The 17,088-nt window shown below is 60.9% G+C and carries 17 protein-coding genes; 12 read left to right on the plus strand and 5 right to left on the minus strand.

Annotated features, from left to right (window positions below; all coding sequences use genetic code 11):
* Positions 1-9 precede the first annotated feature (9 nt).
* The 9 genes from iolD to BLW22_RS11525 all read left to right on the plus strand — a co-directional run bounded on the left by iolD (position 10) and on the right by BLW22_RS11525 (position 10,736).
* The gene (iolD, locus tag BLW22_RS11490; RefSeq protein WP_065927948.1) at positions 10-1,941 is read left to right on the plus strand and encodes a 3D-(3,5/4)-trihydroxycyclohexane-1,2-dione acylhydrolase (decyclizing); all 1,932 of its coding nucleotides are present in this window, start codon (positions 10-12) and stop codon (positions 1,939-1,941) included.
* 19 nt (positions 1,942-1,960) lie between these two features.
* A complete protein-coding gene (gene iolG, locus BLW22_RS11495) occupies positions 1,961-2,971 on the plus strand; it encodes a bifunctional inositol 2-dehydrogenase/D-chiro-inositol 1-dehydrogenase (protein ID WP_065947723.1) in 1,011 nt (336 codons plus the stop codon).
* A 239-nt stretch (positions 2,972-3,210) separates the two neighbouring features.
* Positions 3,211-4,239 (plus strand): Gfo/Idh/MocA family protein, encoded by a 1,029-nt coding sequence (locus BLW22_RS11500; protein ID WP_074846360.1) that lies wholly within the window; start codon positions 3,211-3,213, stop codon positions 4,237-4,239.
* Between the two features lie 127 nt (positions 4,240-4,366).
* Complete coding sequence (locus BLW22_RS34970) at positions 4,367-4,543, plus strand: hypothetical protein (protein WP_162844258.1); 177 nt, start codon at positions 4,367-4,369, stop codon at positions 4,541-4,543.
* Between the two features lie 48 nt (positions 4,544-4,591).
* Positions 4,592-5,527 (plus strand): sugar ABC transporter substrate-binding protein, encoded by a 936-nt coding sequence (locus tag BLW22_RS11505; RefSeq protein WP_065947725.1) that lies wholly within the window; start codon positions 4,592-4,594, stop codon positions 5,525-5,527.
* 65 nt (positions 5,528-5,592) lie between these two features.
* Complete coding sequence (locus tag BLW22_RS11510) at positions 5,593-7,146, plus strand: sugar ABC transporter ATP-binding protein (RefSeq protein WP_065927944.1); 1,554 nt, start codon at positions 5,593-5,595, stop codon at positions 7,144-7,146.
* Between the two features lie 58 nt (positions 7,147-7,204).
* Positions 7,205-8,227 (plus strand): ABC transporter permease, encoded by a 1,023-nt coding sequence (locus tag BLW22_RS11515; RefSeq protein WP_024076018.1) that lies wholly within the window; start codon positions 7,205-7,207, stop codon positions 8,225-8,227.
* A 325-nt stretch (positions 8,228-8,552) separates the two neighbouring features.
* Positions 8,553-8,957 (plus strand): TraR/DksA family transcriptional regulator, encoded by a 405-nt coding sequence (locus BLW22_RS11520; protein WP_003191666.1) that lies wholly within the window; start codon positions 8,553-8,555, stop codon positions 8,955-8,957.
* A 546-nt stretch (positions 8,958-9,503) separates the two neighbouring features.
* Entirely contained in the window at positions 9,504-10,736 is a 1,233-nt protein-coding gene (locus BLW22_RS11525) for a methyl-accepting chemotaxis protein (protein WP_413038076.1), read from the plus strand.
* Between the two features lie 81 nt (positions 10,737-10,817).
* On the opposite strand, the gene BLW22_RS11530 is transcribed toward BLW22_RS11525, so the two are convergent.
* The 3 genes from BLW22_RS11530 to BLW22_RS11540 all read right to left on the minus strand — a co-directional run bounded on the left by BLW22_RS11530 (position 10,818) and on the right by BLW22_RS11540 (position 11,739).
* Positions 10,818-11,054: a DUF2789 domain-containing protein gene (locus BLW22_RS11530; protein WP_065927942.1), complete on the minus strand. Its 237-nt coding sequence runs from the start codon at positions 11,052-11,054 to the stop codon at positions 10,818-10,820.
* A 72-nt stretch (positions 11,055-11,126) separates the two neighbouring features.
* Positions 11,127-11,357, minus strand: coding sequence for a hypothetical protein (locus BLW22_RS11535; RefSeq protein ID WP_065927941.1), 231 nt, complete (start codon positions 11,355-11,357; stop codon positions 11,127-11,129).
* A 115-nt stretch (positions 11,358-11,472) separates the two neighbouring features.
* Positions 11,473-11,739: a hypothetical protein gene (locus BLW22_RS11540; RefSeq protein WP_074846368.1), complete on the minus strand. Its 267-nt coding sequence runs from the start codon at positions 11,737-11,739 to the stop codon at positions 11,473-11,475.
* 414 nt (positions 11,740-12,153) lie between these two features.
* Between BLW22_RS11540 and BLW22_RS11545 the strand changes: the two genes are divergently transcribed.
* Both BLW22_RS11545 and BLW22_RS11550 read left to right on the plus strand, forming a co-directional pair.
* Positions 12,154-12,603, plus strand: coding sequence for a hypothetical protein (locus BLW22_RS11545; protein WP_051429370.1), 450 nt, complete (start codon positions 12,154-12,156; stop codon positions 12,601-12,603).
* 133 nt (positions 12,604-12,736) lie between these two features.
* A complete protein-coding gene (locus tag BLW22_RS11550; RefSeq protein ID WP_065927978.1) occupies positions 12,737-13,753 on the plus strand; it encodes an ABC transporter substrate-binding protein in 1,017 nt (338 codons plus the stop codon).
* Between the two features lie 83 nt (positions 13,754-13,836).
* Here BLW22_RS11550 and BLW22_RS11555 read toward each other — a convergent pair whose 3' ends face one another.
* Together BLW22_RS11555 and BLW22_RS11560 are read right to left on the minus strand one after the other, a co-directional pair.
* Positions 13,837-15,963, minus strand: coding sequence for a TonB-dependent receptor (locus tag BLW22_RS11555; RefSeq protein ID WP_074846371.1), 2,127 nt, complete (start codon positions 15,961-15,963; stop codon positions 13,837-13,839).
* A gap of 95 nt (positions 15,964-16,058) precedes the next feature.
* On the minus strand, positions 16,059-16,448 hold the full coding sequence (locus BLW22_RS11560; RefSeq protein ID WP_074846374.1) for a DUF2946 domain-containing protein: 390 nt from the start codon (positions 16,446-16,448) through the stop codon (positions 16,059-16,061).
* Between the two features lie 92 nt (positions 16,449-16,540).
* Here BLW22_RS11560 and BLW22_RS11565 point away from each other — a divergent pair, with 92 nt between their 5' ends.
* Positions 16,541-16,978, plus strand: coding sequence for a DUF3995 domain-containing protein (locus BLW22_RS11565; RefSeq protein ID WP_065927938.1), 438 nt, complete (start codon positions 16,541-16,543; stop codon positions 16,976-16,978).
* Positions 16,979-17,088 lie beyond the last annotated feature (110 nt).

The raw sequence follows: 17,088 nt of genomic DNA on the forward strand, positions 1-17,088 counted from the left end.
GGGCGCGACATGACCACCACCCGACTGACCATGGCCCAGGCCCTGGTGAAGTTTTTGGATAACCAGTACATCGAAGTCGATGGCGTGCAGAGCAAGTTCGTCGCCGGCGTGTTCACTATTTTCGGCCACGGCAACGTGCTGGGCCTGGGTCAGGCCCTGGAACAGGACAGCGGCGACCTGGTGGTGCATCAGGGCCGTAACGAGCAGGGCATGGCCCATGCCGCCATCGGTTTTGCCAAGCAGCACTTGCGCCGCAAGATCTACGCCTGCACCGCCTCTGTCGGCCCAGGTGCGGCGAATATGCTCACCGCTGCGGCGACCGCCACTGCCAACCGTATCCCGTTGCTGTTGCTGCCCGGCGATGTCTACGCCAGCCGCCAGCCCGACCCGGTGCTGCAACAGATCGAGCAGTTCCACGACCTCAGCATCAGCACCAACGATGCCTTCCGTTCCGTGAGCAAATACTGGGACCGCATCAACCGCCCCGAGCAACTGATGACGGCGGCGATTCATGCCATGCGCGTGCTCACCGATCCCGCCGAAACCGGCGCGGTGACCCTGGCGCTGCCCCAGGACGTGCAGGCCGAAGCCTGGGACTACCCCGACTACTTCCTGCAAAAACGGGTGCACCGTATCGACCGCCGCCCGGCCACCGCCGCGATGATCGGCGATGGGTTGGCCGCCTTCCGGGGCAAGCGCAAACCGCTGATCATCTGCGGTGGCGGCGTGAAGTACTCCGGAGCGAATGCTGCCTTGCAAGCCTTTGCCGAGCGCTTTGATATTCCTTTCGCCGAAACCCAGGCGGGCAAGAGCGCGGTGGTCTCGAGCCATCCGCTGAATGTGGGCGGTATCGGTGAAACCGGCTGCCTGGCCGCCAACCTGCTGGCGCCCGAGGCCGACCTGATCATCGGCATCGGCACCCGTTACACCGACTTCACCACCTCGTCGAAATCGCTGTTCAAGCATGCCGAGGTGAAGTTTCTCAACCTCAATATCAGCCCCTGCGACGCCTTGAAACTCGACGGCGTGCAGGTGCTGGCCGACGCGAAGGTCGCCCTCGAAGCGCTGGCCGATGCCCTCGGTGATTACCGTTCCGGCTGGGGCGAGCAGATCGCCGACGCCAAGGCGCAACTGGACGCCGAAGTGGACCGTGTGCATCAGGTCGAGTACCACGGCGATGATTTTGTGCCGGAAGTCGACGACCACCTCGACCGCGCCGTGCTGCGTGAATTTATCGAACTGACCGGCTCATGCCTGACCCAGAGCCGGGTGCTCGGCGTCCTCAACCAGACCCTGGCCGACGACGCGATCATCGTCGCCGCGGCCGGCAGCCTGCCCGGCGACCTGCAGCGCGCCTGGCGCAGCAAGGGCGTCAACACCTACCACGTCGAGTACGGTTATTCGTGCATGGGCTATGAGATCAATGCCGCCCTCGGCGTGAAGCTCGCCGAGCCCTCCAAGGAGGTCTATGCGCTGGTCGGCGATGGCTCCTACATGATGCTGCACTCGGAGCTGGCCACCTCGATCCAGGAACGCCGCAAGATCAACGTGGTGCTGCTCGACAACATGGCCTTCGGTTGCATCAACAACCTGCAGATCGGCAACGGCATGGACAGCTTCGGCACCGAGTTCCGCTACCGCAACCCCGAGAGCGGCAAGCTCGACGGCGGCCTGGTGCCGGTGGACTTCGCCATGAGTGCGGCGGCCTATGGCTGCAAGACCTACAAGGTCAGCACGGTGGAGCAGTTGGAGGCGGCCCTGGCCGATGCGCGCACGCAAAGCGTCTCGACCCTGATCGACATTAAGGTCCTGCCCAAGACCATGGTCCACGGCTACCTGTCGTGGTGGCGGGTGGGGGTGGCGCAGGTGTCCACCAGCGAGCGCACCAACGCGGCGGCGAAAAAACTCAATGAACACCTGGCCAAGGCCCGGCAGTACTAATAACTAGAGGAGCGTTTGTATGTCTTTGAAGCTTGGTGTAATCGGTACCGGCGCCATTGGCCGCGATCATATTCGTCGGTGCAGCCAGACCCTGCTCAACAGCCAGGTGGTGGCGGTGACCGACATCAACCTTGAGCAGGCCGCCAAGGTGGTCGCGGAGTTGAAGCTGGACGCCGAGGTGTACGCGGACGGCCATGGGCTGATCAACTCGCCGCAGGTCGAGGCGATCCTGGTCACGTCCTGGGGCCCGAGCCACGAGGAGTTCGTGCTCGCCGCCATCGCCGCCGGCAAACCGGTGTTCTGCGAGAAGCCCCTGGCGGTGACGGCCGAAGGCTGCCGCAAGATCGTCGACGCCGAAGTGGCCTACGGCAAGCGCCTGGTGCAAGTGGGCTTTATGCGCCCCTATGACGAAGGTTATCGCGCCCTCAAGGCGGTGATCGACAGCGGCCAGATCGGCGAGCCGTTGATGCTGCACTGCGCGCACCGTAACCCGACGGTGGGCGAGAACTACAAGACCGACATGGCGATCACCGACACCCTGATCCACGAGCTGGATGTCCTGCGCTGGCTGCTCAACGACGACTACGTGTCGGTGCAGGTGGTGTTCCCGCGCAAGACCAGCAAGGCCCTGGCCCATCTGCGCGACCCGCAGATCGTGCTGCTGGAAACCGCCAAGGGCACTCGTATCGACGTGGAAGTGTTTGTGAACTGCCAGTACGGCTACGACATCCAGTGCGAAGTGGTGGGGGAGACCGGCATCGCCAAATTGCCGGAGCCGTCCCAGGTACAGCTGCGCAGCGATGCCAAGCTGTCGAATGCGATCCTGATGGATTGGAAGGACCGTTTTATCGGGGCCTATGACGTGGAGTTGCAGGCCTTCATCGATAGCGTGCGTGCTGGTCAGGTCGGTGGGCCGTCGGCGTGGGATGGCTTTGCGGCGGCGGTAGCGGCGGATGCGTGTATCGAGGCCCAGGGCAGTGAGCAGATTGTGAAGGTCCGCCTGCCGGATCGCCCACACTTCTACGGCTAACACTCGGTCAATGTGGGAGGGACAAGCCCTAATGCCACTCAGTTAAGGCTTTTTGTAGGAGCGAGCTTGCTCGCGAAAAACTCACAGGCGCCGCGTTCATTCAGGAAGCACTCGTTATCGTTGACGTTTTTCGCGAGCAAGCTCGCTCCTACAGGAGGCGATGTACGCTTAACTGACTGGCATTAGGGCAAACCCCCTCCCACAGTTGATTGGTTTCCAATTCAATTCAGGAGTTGATCATGAGAATCGGACTAGTCGGCTACGGCCACGGAGGGCGCTTTTTTCATGCGCCGCTGATTGCAACTTTGCCGGGGGCGACGTTTGTCGGCGTGGTGACGCGCTCACCCGAGCGCCGCCAGCAATTAAGTACCGATCTTCCAGGTGTGAAGGCCTTTGACAGCATCGGCCAGATCGTCGAAGCCGGCGTCGATGCCCTGGTGATTTCCACCACCCTCAAGGGCCGTCCGGCGCTGGTGCTGGAAGCCATCGAGCACGGCGTGGCGGTGGTCAGCGACAAACCCTTTGCCGCCAACGCTGAACAGGCCCAGGCGCTGATCACGGCCGCCGAGCGCCATGAGGTGTTGCTCAGCGTCTACCAGAACCGGCGCTGGGACTCGGACTACCTGACCCTGCGCAAATTGATCGACGCCGGTGCCCTGGGCGAGATCACCCGCTTTGAATCCCGCGTCGAGCGCTACAGCCCGCAGGCCGTGGGCAATGCCAGCGGCGGCGGCTGGTTGCGCGACCTGGGCAGCCACCTGGTGGACCAGGCGCTGCAACTGTTCGGTCCGGTGGAGCGGGTCTTTGCGCAGTTACAGTTCACCCCTGAATACCCCACTGTCGACCACGGCTTCTTCGTCTCCCTGACCCACGCCAACGGGGTGGTTTCCCATTTGTGGGGCAACGCCCTGCAGAACAGCCAGGCTCCGCGTTTTCGCGTCAGTGGCACCTTGGGTTGCTACACCGTGGACGGACTGGACGGCCAGGAAGAAGCGCTGATGGCCGGCAAGTCACCGAAAACCGAAGGCGAACACTGGGGCGCAGAAGAACATCGCCGCTGGGGCTGGTTCGAACAGGGGCCGGAACGTGAGCGAGTGCCGTCGGAGAAGGGCTGCTGGACCCAGTTCTATCGCCAGTTGCAAGCGGCGGTAAACGGGCAGGGCCCGTTGCCCGTGGACGCTTATGACGCGCTGGAAACCACGCGTATATTGGACGCCGCACGCCTCAGCGCCGAGCGCCAGCAGGTGGTTTCAACAAAAATAGAATAAAATTCTAAAACAGGTTGATATGGAAATTATTTTCCAATAAAGTCTTTTCCAGGTTGCATAAAGTACGTTCGGACTCGATTCGCACGACTCAACAAAAACAAGATCAAAAACAACCAGGTACCGTCAGATGAAAATCTTCAACGCTGTACTGCGAGTTTTACGCCCTGCCCACACGCCCCGCGGCCTGCCCCGCGCCCGGCCGTTCTACTTCTCCTTCCTTAATGTGCTGTGCGTCGAAAACCAGGGCGCGCTGGTCTGCTGCATTCCAGGCGCACCGGTCGTACGCGTGCCTGCCGAGCTCTGATAAACGCAACGTCCAAAAAACCAACAAGAAAGTGGAGACAGACCGTTCATGAAGACCCCGATCCGTTTTACCGCGCTGGCTTTATCCATGCTGCTGGCCAGCGGTGTTGCCAGTGCCGCCGACATCAAGGTCGGCGTGAGCATGTCCGCCTTCGATGACACCTTCCTCACTTACCTGCGCGAAGACATGGACAAGCAGGCCAAGTCCTATCCCAAGGGTGACGGCGTGCAGCTGCAGTTCGAAGATGCCCGCGCCGATGTGGTCAAGCAACTGAGCCAGGTCGAGAACTTTATCAGCCAGAAAGTCGACGCGATTATCGTCAACCCGGTCGACACCGCCTCCACCAAGAACATCATCAATGCCGCGACCAAGGCGGGTATCCCGCTGGTATTCGTCAACCGCCGTCCCGACCAGAAGGACTTGCCCAAGGACGTCGTGGCCGTGACCTCCGATGACGTCGAGGCCGGCAAGCTGCAAATGCAGTACATCGCTGAAAAACTCGGTGGCAAGGGCAAGATCGTGATCCTGCTGGGCGACCTGGCGAACAATTCCACCACCAACCGCACCAAGGGCGTGAAGGAAGTGTTGACCAAGTACCCGGACATCAAGATCGAACAGGAACAGACCGGCATCTGGCTGCGGGACAAGGGCATGACCCTGGTCAACGATTGGCTGACCCAAGGCCGCGAGTTCAATGCGGTACTGGCCAACAACGATGAGATGGCCATCGGCGCGTCCATGGCGCTGAAATCGGCCGGCAAGGAAAAGGGCAGTGTGCTGATCGCGGGGGTCGACGGTACGCCGGATGGCTTGAATGCGATCACCAAGGGTGACATGGCCGCCTCCGCGTTCCAGGACGCCAAGGGCCAGGCAGTGGGCTCGGTGGAAGCGGCGCGCAAGATGGCCAAGAAGGAACCGGTCGAGCAGAACGTGATCATCCCGTTCCAGCTGATCACCCCGGAAAACGTCGCCACGTTCAAGTAGCCCTGACATAACAACAATGAACCGGCAGGGCGGTCGTGCCCGCCCTGCTGATGGAGTACCGTCTTATGCTCGCTCAAGCCGCTGTCTCGCAGCCTCCCGGTATCCAGCCGTTGCCGCTGGACGAACCCTACCTGTTGGAAATCGTCAACATCAGCAAAGGCTTTCCCGGCGTCGTGGCCCTGGCCGACGTACAACTGCGTGTACGCCCCGGTACGGTGCTGGCGCTGATGGGCGAGAACGGTGCGGGCAAGTCGACCTTGATGAAAATCATCGCCGGCATCTACCAGCCCGACGCCGGTGAAATCCGCCTGCGCGGCAAGCCCATCGTGTTTGACACGCCGCTGGCGGCGCAGAAGGCCGGGATTGCGATGATCCACCAGGAGCTCAACCTGATGCCGCACATGAGCATCGCCGAGAATATCTGGATCGGCCGCGAGCAGCTCAACAGCCTGCACATGGTCAACCACCGCGAAATGCACCGCTGCACCGCCGAGTTGCTGGCGCGCCTGCGCATCAACCTGGACCCCGAGGAACACGTGGGTAACCTGAGCATCGCCGAGCGGCAGATGGTCGAAATTGCCAAGGCTGTGTCCTACGACTCCGACATCCTGATCATGGATGAACCGACATCGGCCATTACCGAGAAGGAAGTGGCCCACCTGTTTTCGATCATTGCCGACCTCAAGGCCCAGGGCAAAGGCATTGTCTACATCACGCACAAAATGAACGAAGTGTTCGCCATTGCCGATGAAGTGGCGGTGTTCCGCGACGGCCAGTACATCGGCCTGCAACGCGCCGACAGCATGAACAGCGACAGCCTGATCTCGATGATGGTGGGTCGCGAGCTGAGCCAGTTGTTCCCGGTGCGCGAGACGCCCATCGGCGAACTGCTGCTGTCGGTGCGCGACCTGCGCCTGGACGGGGTGTTCCAGGGCGTGTCGTTCGACCTGCATGCCGGTGAGATCCTCGGCATCGCCGGGCTGATGGGCTCGGGGCGCACCAATGTGGCGGAAACCATTTTCGGCATCACCCCCAGCAGCGGTGGGCAGATCACCCTGGATGGCGAGGCGGTGCGCATCAGTGACCCGCACATGGCCATCGAAAAAGGCTTTGCGCTGTTGACCGAGGACCGCAAGCTCAGTGGCCTGTTCCCCTGCCTGTCGGTGCTGGAAAACATGGAAATGGCCGTGCTGCCGCACTATTCGGGCAACGGTTTTATCCAGCAGAAAGCCCTGCGCGCCCTGTGCGAGGACATGTGCAAGAAACTGCGGGTGAAGACGCCATCCCTGGAGCAGTGCATCGACACCTTGTCCGGCGGCAACCAGCAGAAAGCCCTGCTGGCGCGCTGGTTGATGACCAACCCACGCTTGCTGATCCTCGATGAACCGACCCGGGGCATCGACGTAGGCGCCAAGGCCGAGATCTATCGCTTGATCTCCTTCCTCGCCAGCGAAGGCATGGCGGTGATCATGATTTCCTCCGAGCTGCCTGAAGTGCTGGGCATGAGCGACCGGGTGATGGTGATGCACGAAGGCGAACTGATGGGCACCCTGGACCGTGCGGATGCGACCCAGGAAAAAGTCATGCAGCTGGCTTCCGGTATGACCGCAGTCCACTGACGAACAGCCGCGCGGGCCTGCGGTTGGCCCGCGCCATAGAATAAGAAGGTGATTGGCTATGAACGCAATAACAGACAACAAGCCTGCCACGGCCCCGGTCAAGCACCGTCGGCGCTTGCCCACCGAGCTGAGCATCTTCCTGGTGCTGATCGGCATCGGCCTGGTGTTTGAGCTGTTTGGCTGGATCGTGCGGGACCAGAGCTTCCTGATGAACTCCCAGCGCCTGGTGCTGATGATCCTGCAAGTGTCCATCATCGGCTTGCTGGCGATCGGGGTGACCCAGGTGATCATCACCACGGGTATCGACCTGTCTTCGGGGTCGGTGCTGGCGCTGTCGGCGATGATTGCCGCCAGTTTGGCGCAAACTTCCGACTTTTCCCGGGCGGTGTTCCCTTCGCTGACGGACTTGCCGGTGTGGATTCCGGTGGCGATGGGGTTGGGTGTGGGGCTGCTGGCGGGGGCGATCAACGGCAGCATCATCGCCGTCACGGGTATTCCGCCGTTTATCGCGACCCTGGGCATGATGGTCTCGGCCCGTGGCCTGGCGCGTTACTACACCGAAGGCCAGCCGGTGAGCATGCTCTCGGACTCCTACACGGCCATCGGTCATGGCGCGATGCCGGTGATCATTTTCCTGGTGGTGGCGGTGATCTTCCATATCGCCCTGCGCTACACCAAGTACGGCAAGTACACCTACGCCATCGGCGGCAATATGCAGGCGGCGCGGACGTCGGGGATCAACGTCAAGCGCCACTTGATCATCGTCTACAGCATTGCCGGGTTGCTCGCCGGTCTGGCCGGCGTGGTGGCTTCGGCACGCGCCGCCACCGGCCAGGCCGGCATGGGCATGTCCTATGAGCTGGATGCGATTGCCGCCGCGGTAATCGGCGGCACCAGCCTGGCTGGCGGGGTAGGGCGTATCACCGGCACCGTGATCGGCGCGCTGATCCTCGGAGTGATGGCCAGCGGGTTTACCTTTGTCGGGGTGGATGCGTATATCCAGGACATCATCAAGGGCCTGATCATCGTGGTGGCGGTGGTGATCGACCAGTACCGCAACAAGCGCAAGCTCAAGCGCTGAGCTTCAAGCTGCAAGCTGCAAGTCCGATGAGCTCTACAGCTTGTCGCTTGCAGCCTGCGGCTTATAGCTGCTCTACGAACTTTCCTGCTATAAACGCACTCCGATGACCATTCGCCAAGCCCGTCCTGGTGCCTTTGGGGGTTATATCGGTAAAAATGCCTGTCATTTCAGTTGCTGTGCCCTCAAGTCGGCCTTAGACTGCCGCCCCTCGTAAATTGAGTGCCGGGTGGCGCTTGGAATGGATGGCGCCTTTCCGAGACCTGCAGAGGTCGACCGGAACGCTCCCTTATTCGCCTTAATGCACGTATTTTTTATAGAGAAATCAATGACAAAGGAAAAGTTGCTGGCCATGCCGGCGGATGACTACATGAATGCCGAACAGCACGCTTTTTTCGAGAAGTTGCTGCAGGACATGAAGGTGGAACACCACGAGCGCATTGAACAGAACCGCATCGCCATTGAAAGCCTGGACACCCCGGCCGACCCTGCCGACGCCGCTTCCGTTGAAGAAGAGCGCACCTGGCTGGTCAATGCCATCGACCGCGACCAGCGCATGCTGCCGCAGCTTGAGCGTGCACTGGAACGCATCAAGGAAGATTCCTTCGGCTGGTGCGATGACAGCGGCGAGCCTATCGGCCTCAAGCGCCTGCTGATCAGCCCGACCACCAAGTACTGCATCGAAGCGCAAGAGCGCCACGAGCAGATCGACAAGCACCAGCGCCAAGCCTGATGCGCTGAAGCTGGGGAATCGCCTGGGCGGTTCCCCGGAGAAAGACCCGTTACGCCCCGTCTATTGATCTGCTGCAGGCTACCCCACTAAAGGCCCATGGATAATGGCTGGATAGTGGCGTTTAATGCAGGGACAAAAATGACAAACAGTGGGGTAACGACGATGGCTGGAGACGGATCTCTGATGGGCGCAGCAGTGCCACCGCAACCGGTGGTGCGCGGGTTGCCCGGCTGGTTGATGCCGCTCCTGCAGAGCGCCGCCCTGGTGCTGGTACTGCTGGGCCTGGCGTTTGCCAGCCTGCCGATATACCTCTGCCTGCCCATTGCCTTGCTGGTGATCTGGCTGCCAGGCCTTATGAACCGCACCTCCCGCACGGCACCGCCCGTCACTGCCGATGCCATTGGCGAGCTGACCCGCGATCTGTCCTATACCACCAGCCACAACGCACTGTCCGCTGCCGGCGTCGCCTATTCAGTCAAGCAACTGGCGGCTCGAGTGCAATCGCAATTGGGCGCGGCCAAGCAGATCGTCAGCAGTGCCGAAGTGATGATCAGCACTGAAAAGGTCACCTCTCAACTCAGTCGCGAGGCCCTTCAGGCGGCCAGCCAGGCCCATCAGCGCAGCACTGAAGGCCGTGAAGTGCTGGCCCAGTCGATCATTCGTATGCACCAGCTCAGCCAGCGCGCCAATGCCAGTCGGGAGTTGATTGAAGCCCTGAGCCAACGCAGTGAAGAAATCCAGCGGGTGACCCTGGTGATTCAGTCCATCGCCAGCCAGACCAACCTGTTGGCGCTCAACGCCGCGATTGAGGCGGCGCGGGCCGGTGAGCACGGTCGCGGGTTCGCCGTGGTGGCGGATGAAGTGCGTGGGCTGGCGGGCCGCACGGCCACGGCCACCGATGAAGTCGGGGTGATGGTGGCGGATATCCAGCAACGCACTGCCCAGGTGGTTGAGCAGATTCGCCAGCTCTCGGCAGACTTGCACACCGGTGTCGAGCAGGTGGAGCACGCCGGCGAGCACCTGGAGAACATTGCCGGCCTGGCGGCGGGTGTGGAAGGCCAGGTCAATGAAATCGCCCAGGGCACCGACACCAACCGCGCCCAACTCGACAGCCTGTTCCATGCCGTGGAGCAAATGCGCAGCGATCTTATCGTGAGCGACCAGCAGACCCGCCAGTTGGCCGATGCCGCTGTGCAGATGGAAGGGCAGGCCGAAACGATCAGTGAGCGCCTGGCGGAAGTCGGGCTGGATGACTATCACCAACGCATCTACGACCTGGCGCGCGAAGGCGCGAGCCGGATTGCCGCGCAATTCGAAGCCGATGTACAGCAGAACCGCATCAGCCTGGATGACTTGTTCGACCGCAGCTACACCTTGATCCCCAACACCAGCCCGAGCAAGTACCACAGCCGGTTCGATGGCTACACCGACCAGGTGCTGCCGGCCATCCAGGAAGCACTGCTGCCACGCCATGAAGGCTTGGTGTTTGCCATTGCCTGCACGCCCCAGGGCTATGTGCCAACGCACAACAAGGCATTTTCCCAGGCGCTGACCGGCGATGCCCAGATCGACGCGGTGCAGAACCGCACCAAGCGCAAGTTCGAAGACCGCACCGGCATCCGCTGCGGCAGCCACCAGCAAGCGGTGTTATTGCAGACCTACACCCGCGATACCGGTGAGTTGATGCACGACTTGTCGGTGCCGATCATGGTCCGGGGGCGGCATTGGGGTGGCTTGCGCCTGGGGTATAAGCCGGAGGGGGCGAAGGCTGCGCGCTAGGGATTGTTGTTGTCTGTGAGGCGGGGAAATACCAGCTGCCTGGCAAGCGCTATTGCGCTCAGGCAGCCGGCATTGAGTGGGTTACTGCGATTGATGCAGGCGCTGGTTCAGCTCATCCACCGCCATGGCCCAATCGGCGTCTTCACGCAGTTCTTCCTTGAGGAACTGTGCCTGTTGCGGCGTCCAGAACGGCGCGTCGATCAACTTGACGTCGTCACTCAACGGGTGCGCGACAATAAAGGCGTCGATAGCTTCGGGGGTTGAGTCCAGGCCCAGTTGTTCAAATAAGGTTTCGAGTGTCGGTATTGGCGCGTCCATGTCAGTCTCCGTGCGGGTTTCGGGATCGTTATGCATGGGAGGCTTGTGGCGCGGTAGAGTTCGATCGGATTGTCAGGAGGTCAGTGCCCCTGAATCCACTGCAGCCTTGAGTGCCTGGGCGGATTCTTTTCCGGCGCTGGCGGCAGTGTCGAGGGTCTTGAACCAACGGTCTTTTTCGACCTGGTGCGTGGTGACGGTGGTCAACGGCGGCTTGGCGCGCATCACGATCACTGCTTGAAACTCACCGTCTACTTCCCTTGCGTCGCCATGGATGAAAAATTCGCCAATATCAAATTCCGTCACGTATCGCCTTCCCTTCGAGGTAACCAACAGCACTGATGAAACCTGGCCCGTGAGGGAGCAAATTCCAATGGACAGGCCAGTATGGCAGTTGTTGAAGGGCGGCGGCGCAGTAAAGTCATCCGGGTGACGAAACGATTCCGCCGTGCAGTGAGGCCTCCAGCCGCTTGGCCAGTTCACAGGCCTCGATGTGGTCGCTGCGAAAGCCTTTGATCCTGCCACTGGTGACTTCGCGGATATGGAAGAAGTTTCTTCCGGCGGGTACAACTTGGTAAAGAACGGAATCGGGGTACCCGTTGGGACTGCGTAAGCAGTAGTATTGCTGTTCGTCCTGACATGATGAACGAGTGCGGGAAGACATAGCGTCGTATTGACGTCGTTGCATGGTCAGCTCCTGTCGATCGATCTTGTTGACCCACCAGCGGCGTTACAGGTGGTTTTGACCCGTGTTGCTGTTTTAGTATTGTCGTCGGCAGTCGGCGTCTGGTTCCACGCCGAGGTGTTTTTGTTTGTATGAGCTGTCGGAAACTGCGTTTTTAATAGTGTTATTCTCTGAAGCGGGTCGACCGGTATTCTCTGGTTATTGAACCTGTGATCTCCTGCGATGCCTGATGTCCCTGCGCAAGGCCCATCGTGCATGCCTGTCCGGGGCTTTGGGCGCAGCAACGGGGTCTTCTTCAGTTTTCCATGAATGTGTTGTGTGATCGTGCCGAGATGGCCGTTTCTTTGTGCTGCCCGCTCCGGCGGACAGTGCTCTTTTCGATGTGGGGGCGTTTCCTTGGCAGTCAGTAATCTGGATATGCACGCGTTGTTCGTGCTGGGCGATTTGCGCGCAAAGTTGGTCAAGCAGTTTCAATCCCGTTTTGTTTACATCACTGAGCAGACGCCGGAAGGCATCTACATCGCCGAAATCGATACCGAAGCGGCAATGGTTGTGGATGACAAACCCCGTCTGGAGCTCAAGGTGGGCGACCATTTCCGTGCTGCGGTATTGCCCAGTCGCGAAGGTGGAAAGTTCGAACTCAAGTTCCGCGACATCAAGTTGACGGTGTATGGCTTGGGCGACTATGCCTTTGTGTCCTCGCCCGAGGGCCAGGGCATCGTCTTCAAGGAAGGCCACAGTGTGATGCTGGTGTTTGCGGCCCATGAACAACTGCAGGAAGGCCTGACCAAGACCCTCAAGGCCGTGACCGGCAAGGCCGCCAAATGGCGCAAGGGTGAGCTGGTGACGTTCAAGGCCAGTGAATAATCGGTAAATACTGCGAACATCTCCTATCTCCCGGAACCTCTACTACAGTTGAGTTGACTTAACTATTCAGAGGCTTCGCGCATAGACAGCAAAGCCGTTCGTTGTTTGCTGCGACATCGCGAGGTGCATGGGCATGAAAGGATTGAGAACGCTGTTGGCTGCATCGCTGACGACCCTGGGTCTATCGGTGGCTTCACTGCCAGTTTCGGCCGCGCCAGCGCCGGTGCACTTTGCCGACCTGAACTGGGAAAGCGGCAGCCTGATCACCGAAATACTGCGGGTCATCGTCGAGAAGGGCTACGACTTGCCCACCGACACCTTGCCCGGTACCACCATCACCCTGGAAACCGCCCTGGCCAAGAACGACATCCAGGTCATCGGTGAAGAGTGGGCCGGCCGCAGCCCGGTGTGGGTCAAGGCCGAGGCCGAAGGCAAGGTGGTGGGCCTGGGCGATACGGTCAAGGGGGCCACCGAGGGGTGGTGGGTGCCGGAGTATGTGGTCAAGGGCGACCCGGCCAAAGGTATCAAGCCCCTGGCGCCGGACCTCAAGAGCGTGAAGGACCTTGCGCGCTACAAGGACGTGTTCAAGGACCCGGAGTCTCCCGGCAAGGGGCGCTTCCTCAACAGCCCCATCGGCTGGACCTCGGAAGTGGTCAATAAACAGAAGCTCAAGGCCTATGGCCTGGATGACAGCTACGTGAACTTCCGCAGCGGTTCGGGAGCTGCACTGGATGCCGAAATTGCCTCGTCCATCCGTCGCGGCAAACCGGTGTTGTTCTACTACTGGTCACCGACGCCGTTGATGGGGCGCTACAAGCTGATCCAGCTGGAGGAGCCACCGTTCGATGCCGAGGCCTGGAAGACCCTGACGGATGCGGATAACCCCGATCCGAAGCCTACGCGGTCGCTGGCGTCCAAGCTGAGTATTGGCGTGTCCACGCCGTTCCAGAAGGAACATCCGCAGATTGCCGGGTTTTTCCAGAAGGTCGAGTTTCCGATCGAGCCGCTGAATAAAGCCCTGGCGACCATGAGCGAGAACCACACCGCGCCCCGGGAGGTGGCCCAGGCGTTCCTCAAGGAGCATCCTGAGGTGTGGAAGGCGTGGTTGACCGAGGATGTGGCGCAGAAGGTCGAAGCCAGCTTGAAGTAAACACGGCGCTTATTGCCGAGCGGAGATCAAAAATAATGTGGGAGGGGGCTACACCCCTCCCACATGTTGTTTGCACTGTCGCTTCAGAATCTGGTTTGCACCGCCAGCTCGAATGTCCGTGGCGCTCCCAGGTAATACGCTGGCGACACATGGGCAAACTCGGCATACACCTCATTGGTCAGGTTGCGCACCCGGCCGGTCACCGAGGTGTGTGAATCCACCTGGTAGCGCAGGAACGTCCCGAACAGCGTGTAGGCCGGCACTGTCTGGGTGTTGGCATTGTCCGCATACACCTCGGCGACATAGCGTGCATCCACACCGCCTTGCCAGTCCTCGGTAAAGTCATAGGTCAACCACAGGTTGCCGATGCGCCTGGGCACGTTGGTCGGTGTATTGCCCTTGCGCGAGACCACCGCGCCACTGGCGATTTTCTCGTTGAACTCATCGTATTCGGCATCCACCCAGGCGATGTTGCCTTCCGCCAGCAGCCTGGGCGTGATGCGCAATGAACTGGCCAGCTCGATGCCCTTCGATGACTGCGCGCCGACCGGGATGCTCGTGGTCGGGTCCTGCGGGTCGGTTACGGCAAAGTCCTTGCGTTCGATCTTATAGACAGCAACGGTGGCCGAGCCACGGCCGTCCAGGTAGTCGAACTTGCTGCCCACCTCCCATTGTTTGCCGGTCGACACATCGAACACCTGGGTGGTCGTACTCGGTTGCTCGGCGGCGGTGCTGTATTGCACGTAGACATTGGCCGATGGGATGAACTGGTAAGTCAGGCCGACGCGACCGGTCACCGGTTCCCAACGGCGCTTGAAGTGCCGTGGGTTGGTGGCCGTGACCCCGCGGTGGTTGGTCACATCCAGGTCGATGGCGTCGTAACGCAGGCCGCTCAGCAGCGAGAGTTTATCGGTAAGGCCCAGGCGGTTCTCCACGAACAACGCCTTGGTGGTGACCTCATTGGTCTTGTCCTTGCCAAAGTTCTCCCGGGTACGCGGGATGTCGTAGAAGTACCCGGGGGCGAAGCCGTTCGGGTCCACCGTGCTGTTACCCGGCACATTCAGCGGCGTGTTGGTTGTGCTGTTGACCTTGTACTCAAAACCACCGGACCAGGTGGTCGACAGGCCGAAGAGGCGGTCGTCATGGCGCAGCTCGAACTGGTTGCCGTGCTGTTCGCCCTGGTGACGCACCTGGTAGGCGGTCGAGCGGTTTACCGCACTGTTGTCGGCGTTGTATTGGTAGGTTTCGAGGTTGCGGTAATCACGCTGGCTATCGAGGTGGTAGAGCGTATTTTTCAGCGTCGTGCTGTCGTTGACCCGGTAGTCGATGATCGAGCGCGCCCAGATCGTGCGCTGCTCGTAACGGCCGTCGGCGACGTTGTAGTTATTGAAACGGTTGTGTTTGTCGATCTTCAGCTCGCCGGCCTTGGGGTTGAGCACCGGCGTGCCCCAGTAAGGGCTGTCTTCCTGTTCATCCTGGTATTCCAGGGCCAGGGTATGGGACAGGTCGGGAGTGAGGTCGCTGAGCAGGGAAAACGCCAGGCTCCAGGCCTCACGCTGGTCGCGGTCGATGTAGCTGTGGTTGGTGTTGCGGCTCACATCCAGGCGCGCGTAATGCTGCACCTCGGCGCCGGGCTCGGTCAGCGCGTGATTGACGCCGAATGCCATGCCGGTGGTGTCGTAGCTGCCATAGGTGAGCTGACCTTCGGCGGCCTGCTCTTCACGGGTGGCCAGCTTCGTCACATAGTTGAGCGAGCCGCCTACGGAGCCGGCGCCGTTGATCAGGGAGGAGGGGCCGCCCACCAGTTCCACGCGGTCATAGATCCAGGCATCCACGGGGCGGGCCAGGCCGGTGGCGACATTGATACCGTTGAACATCTGGGTGATCTGGCTGCTGGTAAACCCACGGTAAGAGACAAACCCGCCAAAACCCGGCGGCGCACTGGCGTTGACGCCGGGCAGGGTGTTGGCGGCATCGCGGAACGTCTTGGCACCATGGCGCTCGATGTCATTGCGGTTGGCAATGGCAACCGACGCTGGGGTTTCCCGCACGCTCAGTCCCAGACGCGACGCCACGCCGCTGGATTGATCCAGGGTGAGGCCGGGTTCGGCAGTTGATTCGCCATCAATGGTGGTCGGAGCCAGTTCGATGGCCCAGGCGCAGGCAGGCAGGCAGCCGAACAGGCCCGCCAACAGGGGTAGATGTTTCATGGTTGAATCCTGAAAAACTTGGCTTGAAAACAACGCACGACCGTCCGTCATTCCGTGTGGAACCGGTGGTCAGTGCAGATTGGAAAGCAAAGGGATCAGGCGAAGGCGGGGGGCGCGCGCGGGTTAGCCGTGGGCCAGGTGAAGCGGGCAGGGATATCAGCGGCCAGCACGACGGCCGGCGGCGGTGCATGGGGTTGTGGCACCACCGCCACATTCAGGTTGGAACTGAGCGCCGGGCCCATGCCGCCGGTGGAGCACAGCGGGCAACCAAACGCCTTGGACAGCGTCGGCAGGCTCTCATCGGTGGAGTTGGACGGCTTGGGCGCCTGGGTACGCGGGTCGACGGTACAGAACTGCCCGCCGATGCCATTGAGCTGCATCCCCACCATCTGCCCGTGACCGATACTGCAGGCGAATACATTGAACAGGACGCAGCAATAGAGCATCCAGGCAATGAGCGAGCGGTCGGCACGGGCGATTTTCATGGGGCGGCACTTTACCATCAGCCGCCGACGAAATGCCTGCAAAAAATCCCAGGGCGACTATCCTGTTTCGCACCTTTCAGGGAGAACCCGCCATGAGCTTTGTCATCGCACGATGGATCGTCGGCGTTTTTACCTGCATCAGCATGGTGCACTTGTACTGGGCTGCCGGCGGCAAACTCGGCAGCCTCGCCGCCATCCCCCAACTGCCCGGCGAATTCGCCAGCGGGCCTCGCCCTGCATTCAAGCCCTCGGCGCTGGGTACCTTTCTGGTGGCGATGGGCTTGGTCGGCATTGCGCTGCTGGTGTGCCTGCGGGCCGGGCTGTACTTTTCGGCGGTCTCCCATGCGGCGCTGCAATGGGGAATCAGCGCGATCGCCCTGCTGATGTTTGCCAGGGCGATTGGGGATTCGGAGTTGGTGGGTTTTTTCAAGAAGGTCGGCGGGTCACGGTTTGCGCGGTGGGATACGTGGTTCTATTCGCCGTTGTGCCTGGCGTTGGGGGTGGGATTGTTGGTGGTGGCGTGGGGTTAATGAGGGAGACACAACACACCGATCTACGCCGCCCAAATAAAAACTGCTCTCATTCTTGCCCGATTTGCCGACCTGGCCGTCATGGTTAATAGAACCTCTATTACCCAGGA

The organism is Pseudomonas marginalis, from assembly GCF_900105325.1.
GTDB lineage: Bacteria > Pseudomonadota > Gammaproteobacteria > Pseudomonadales > Pseudomonadaceae > Aquipseudomonas > Aquipseudomonas marginalis.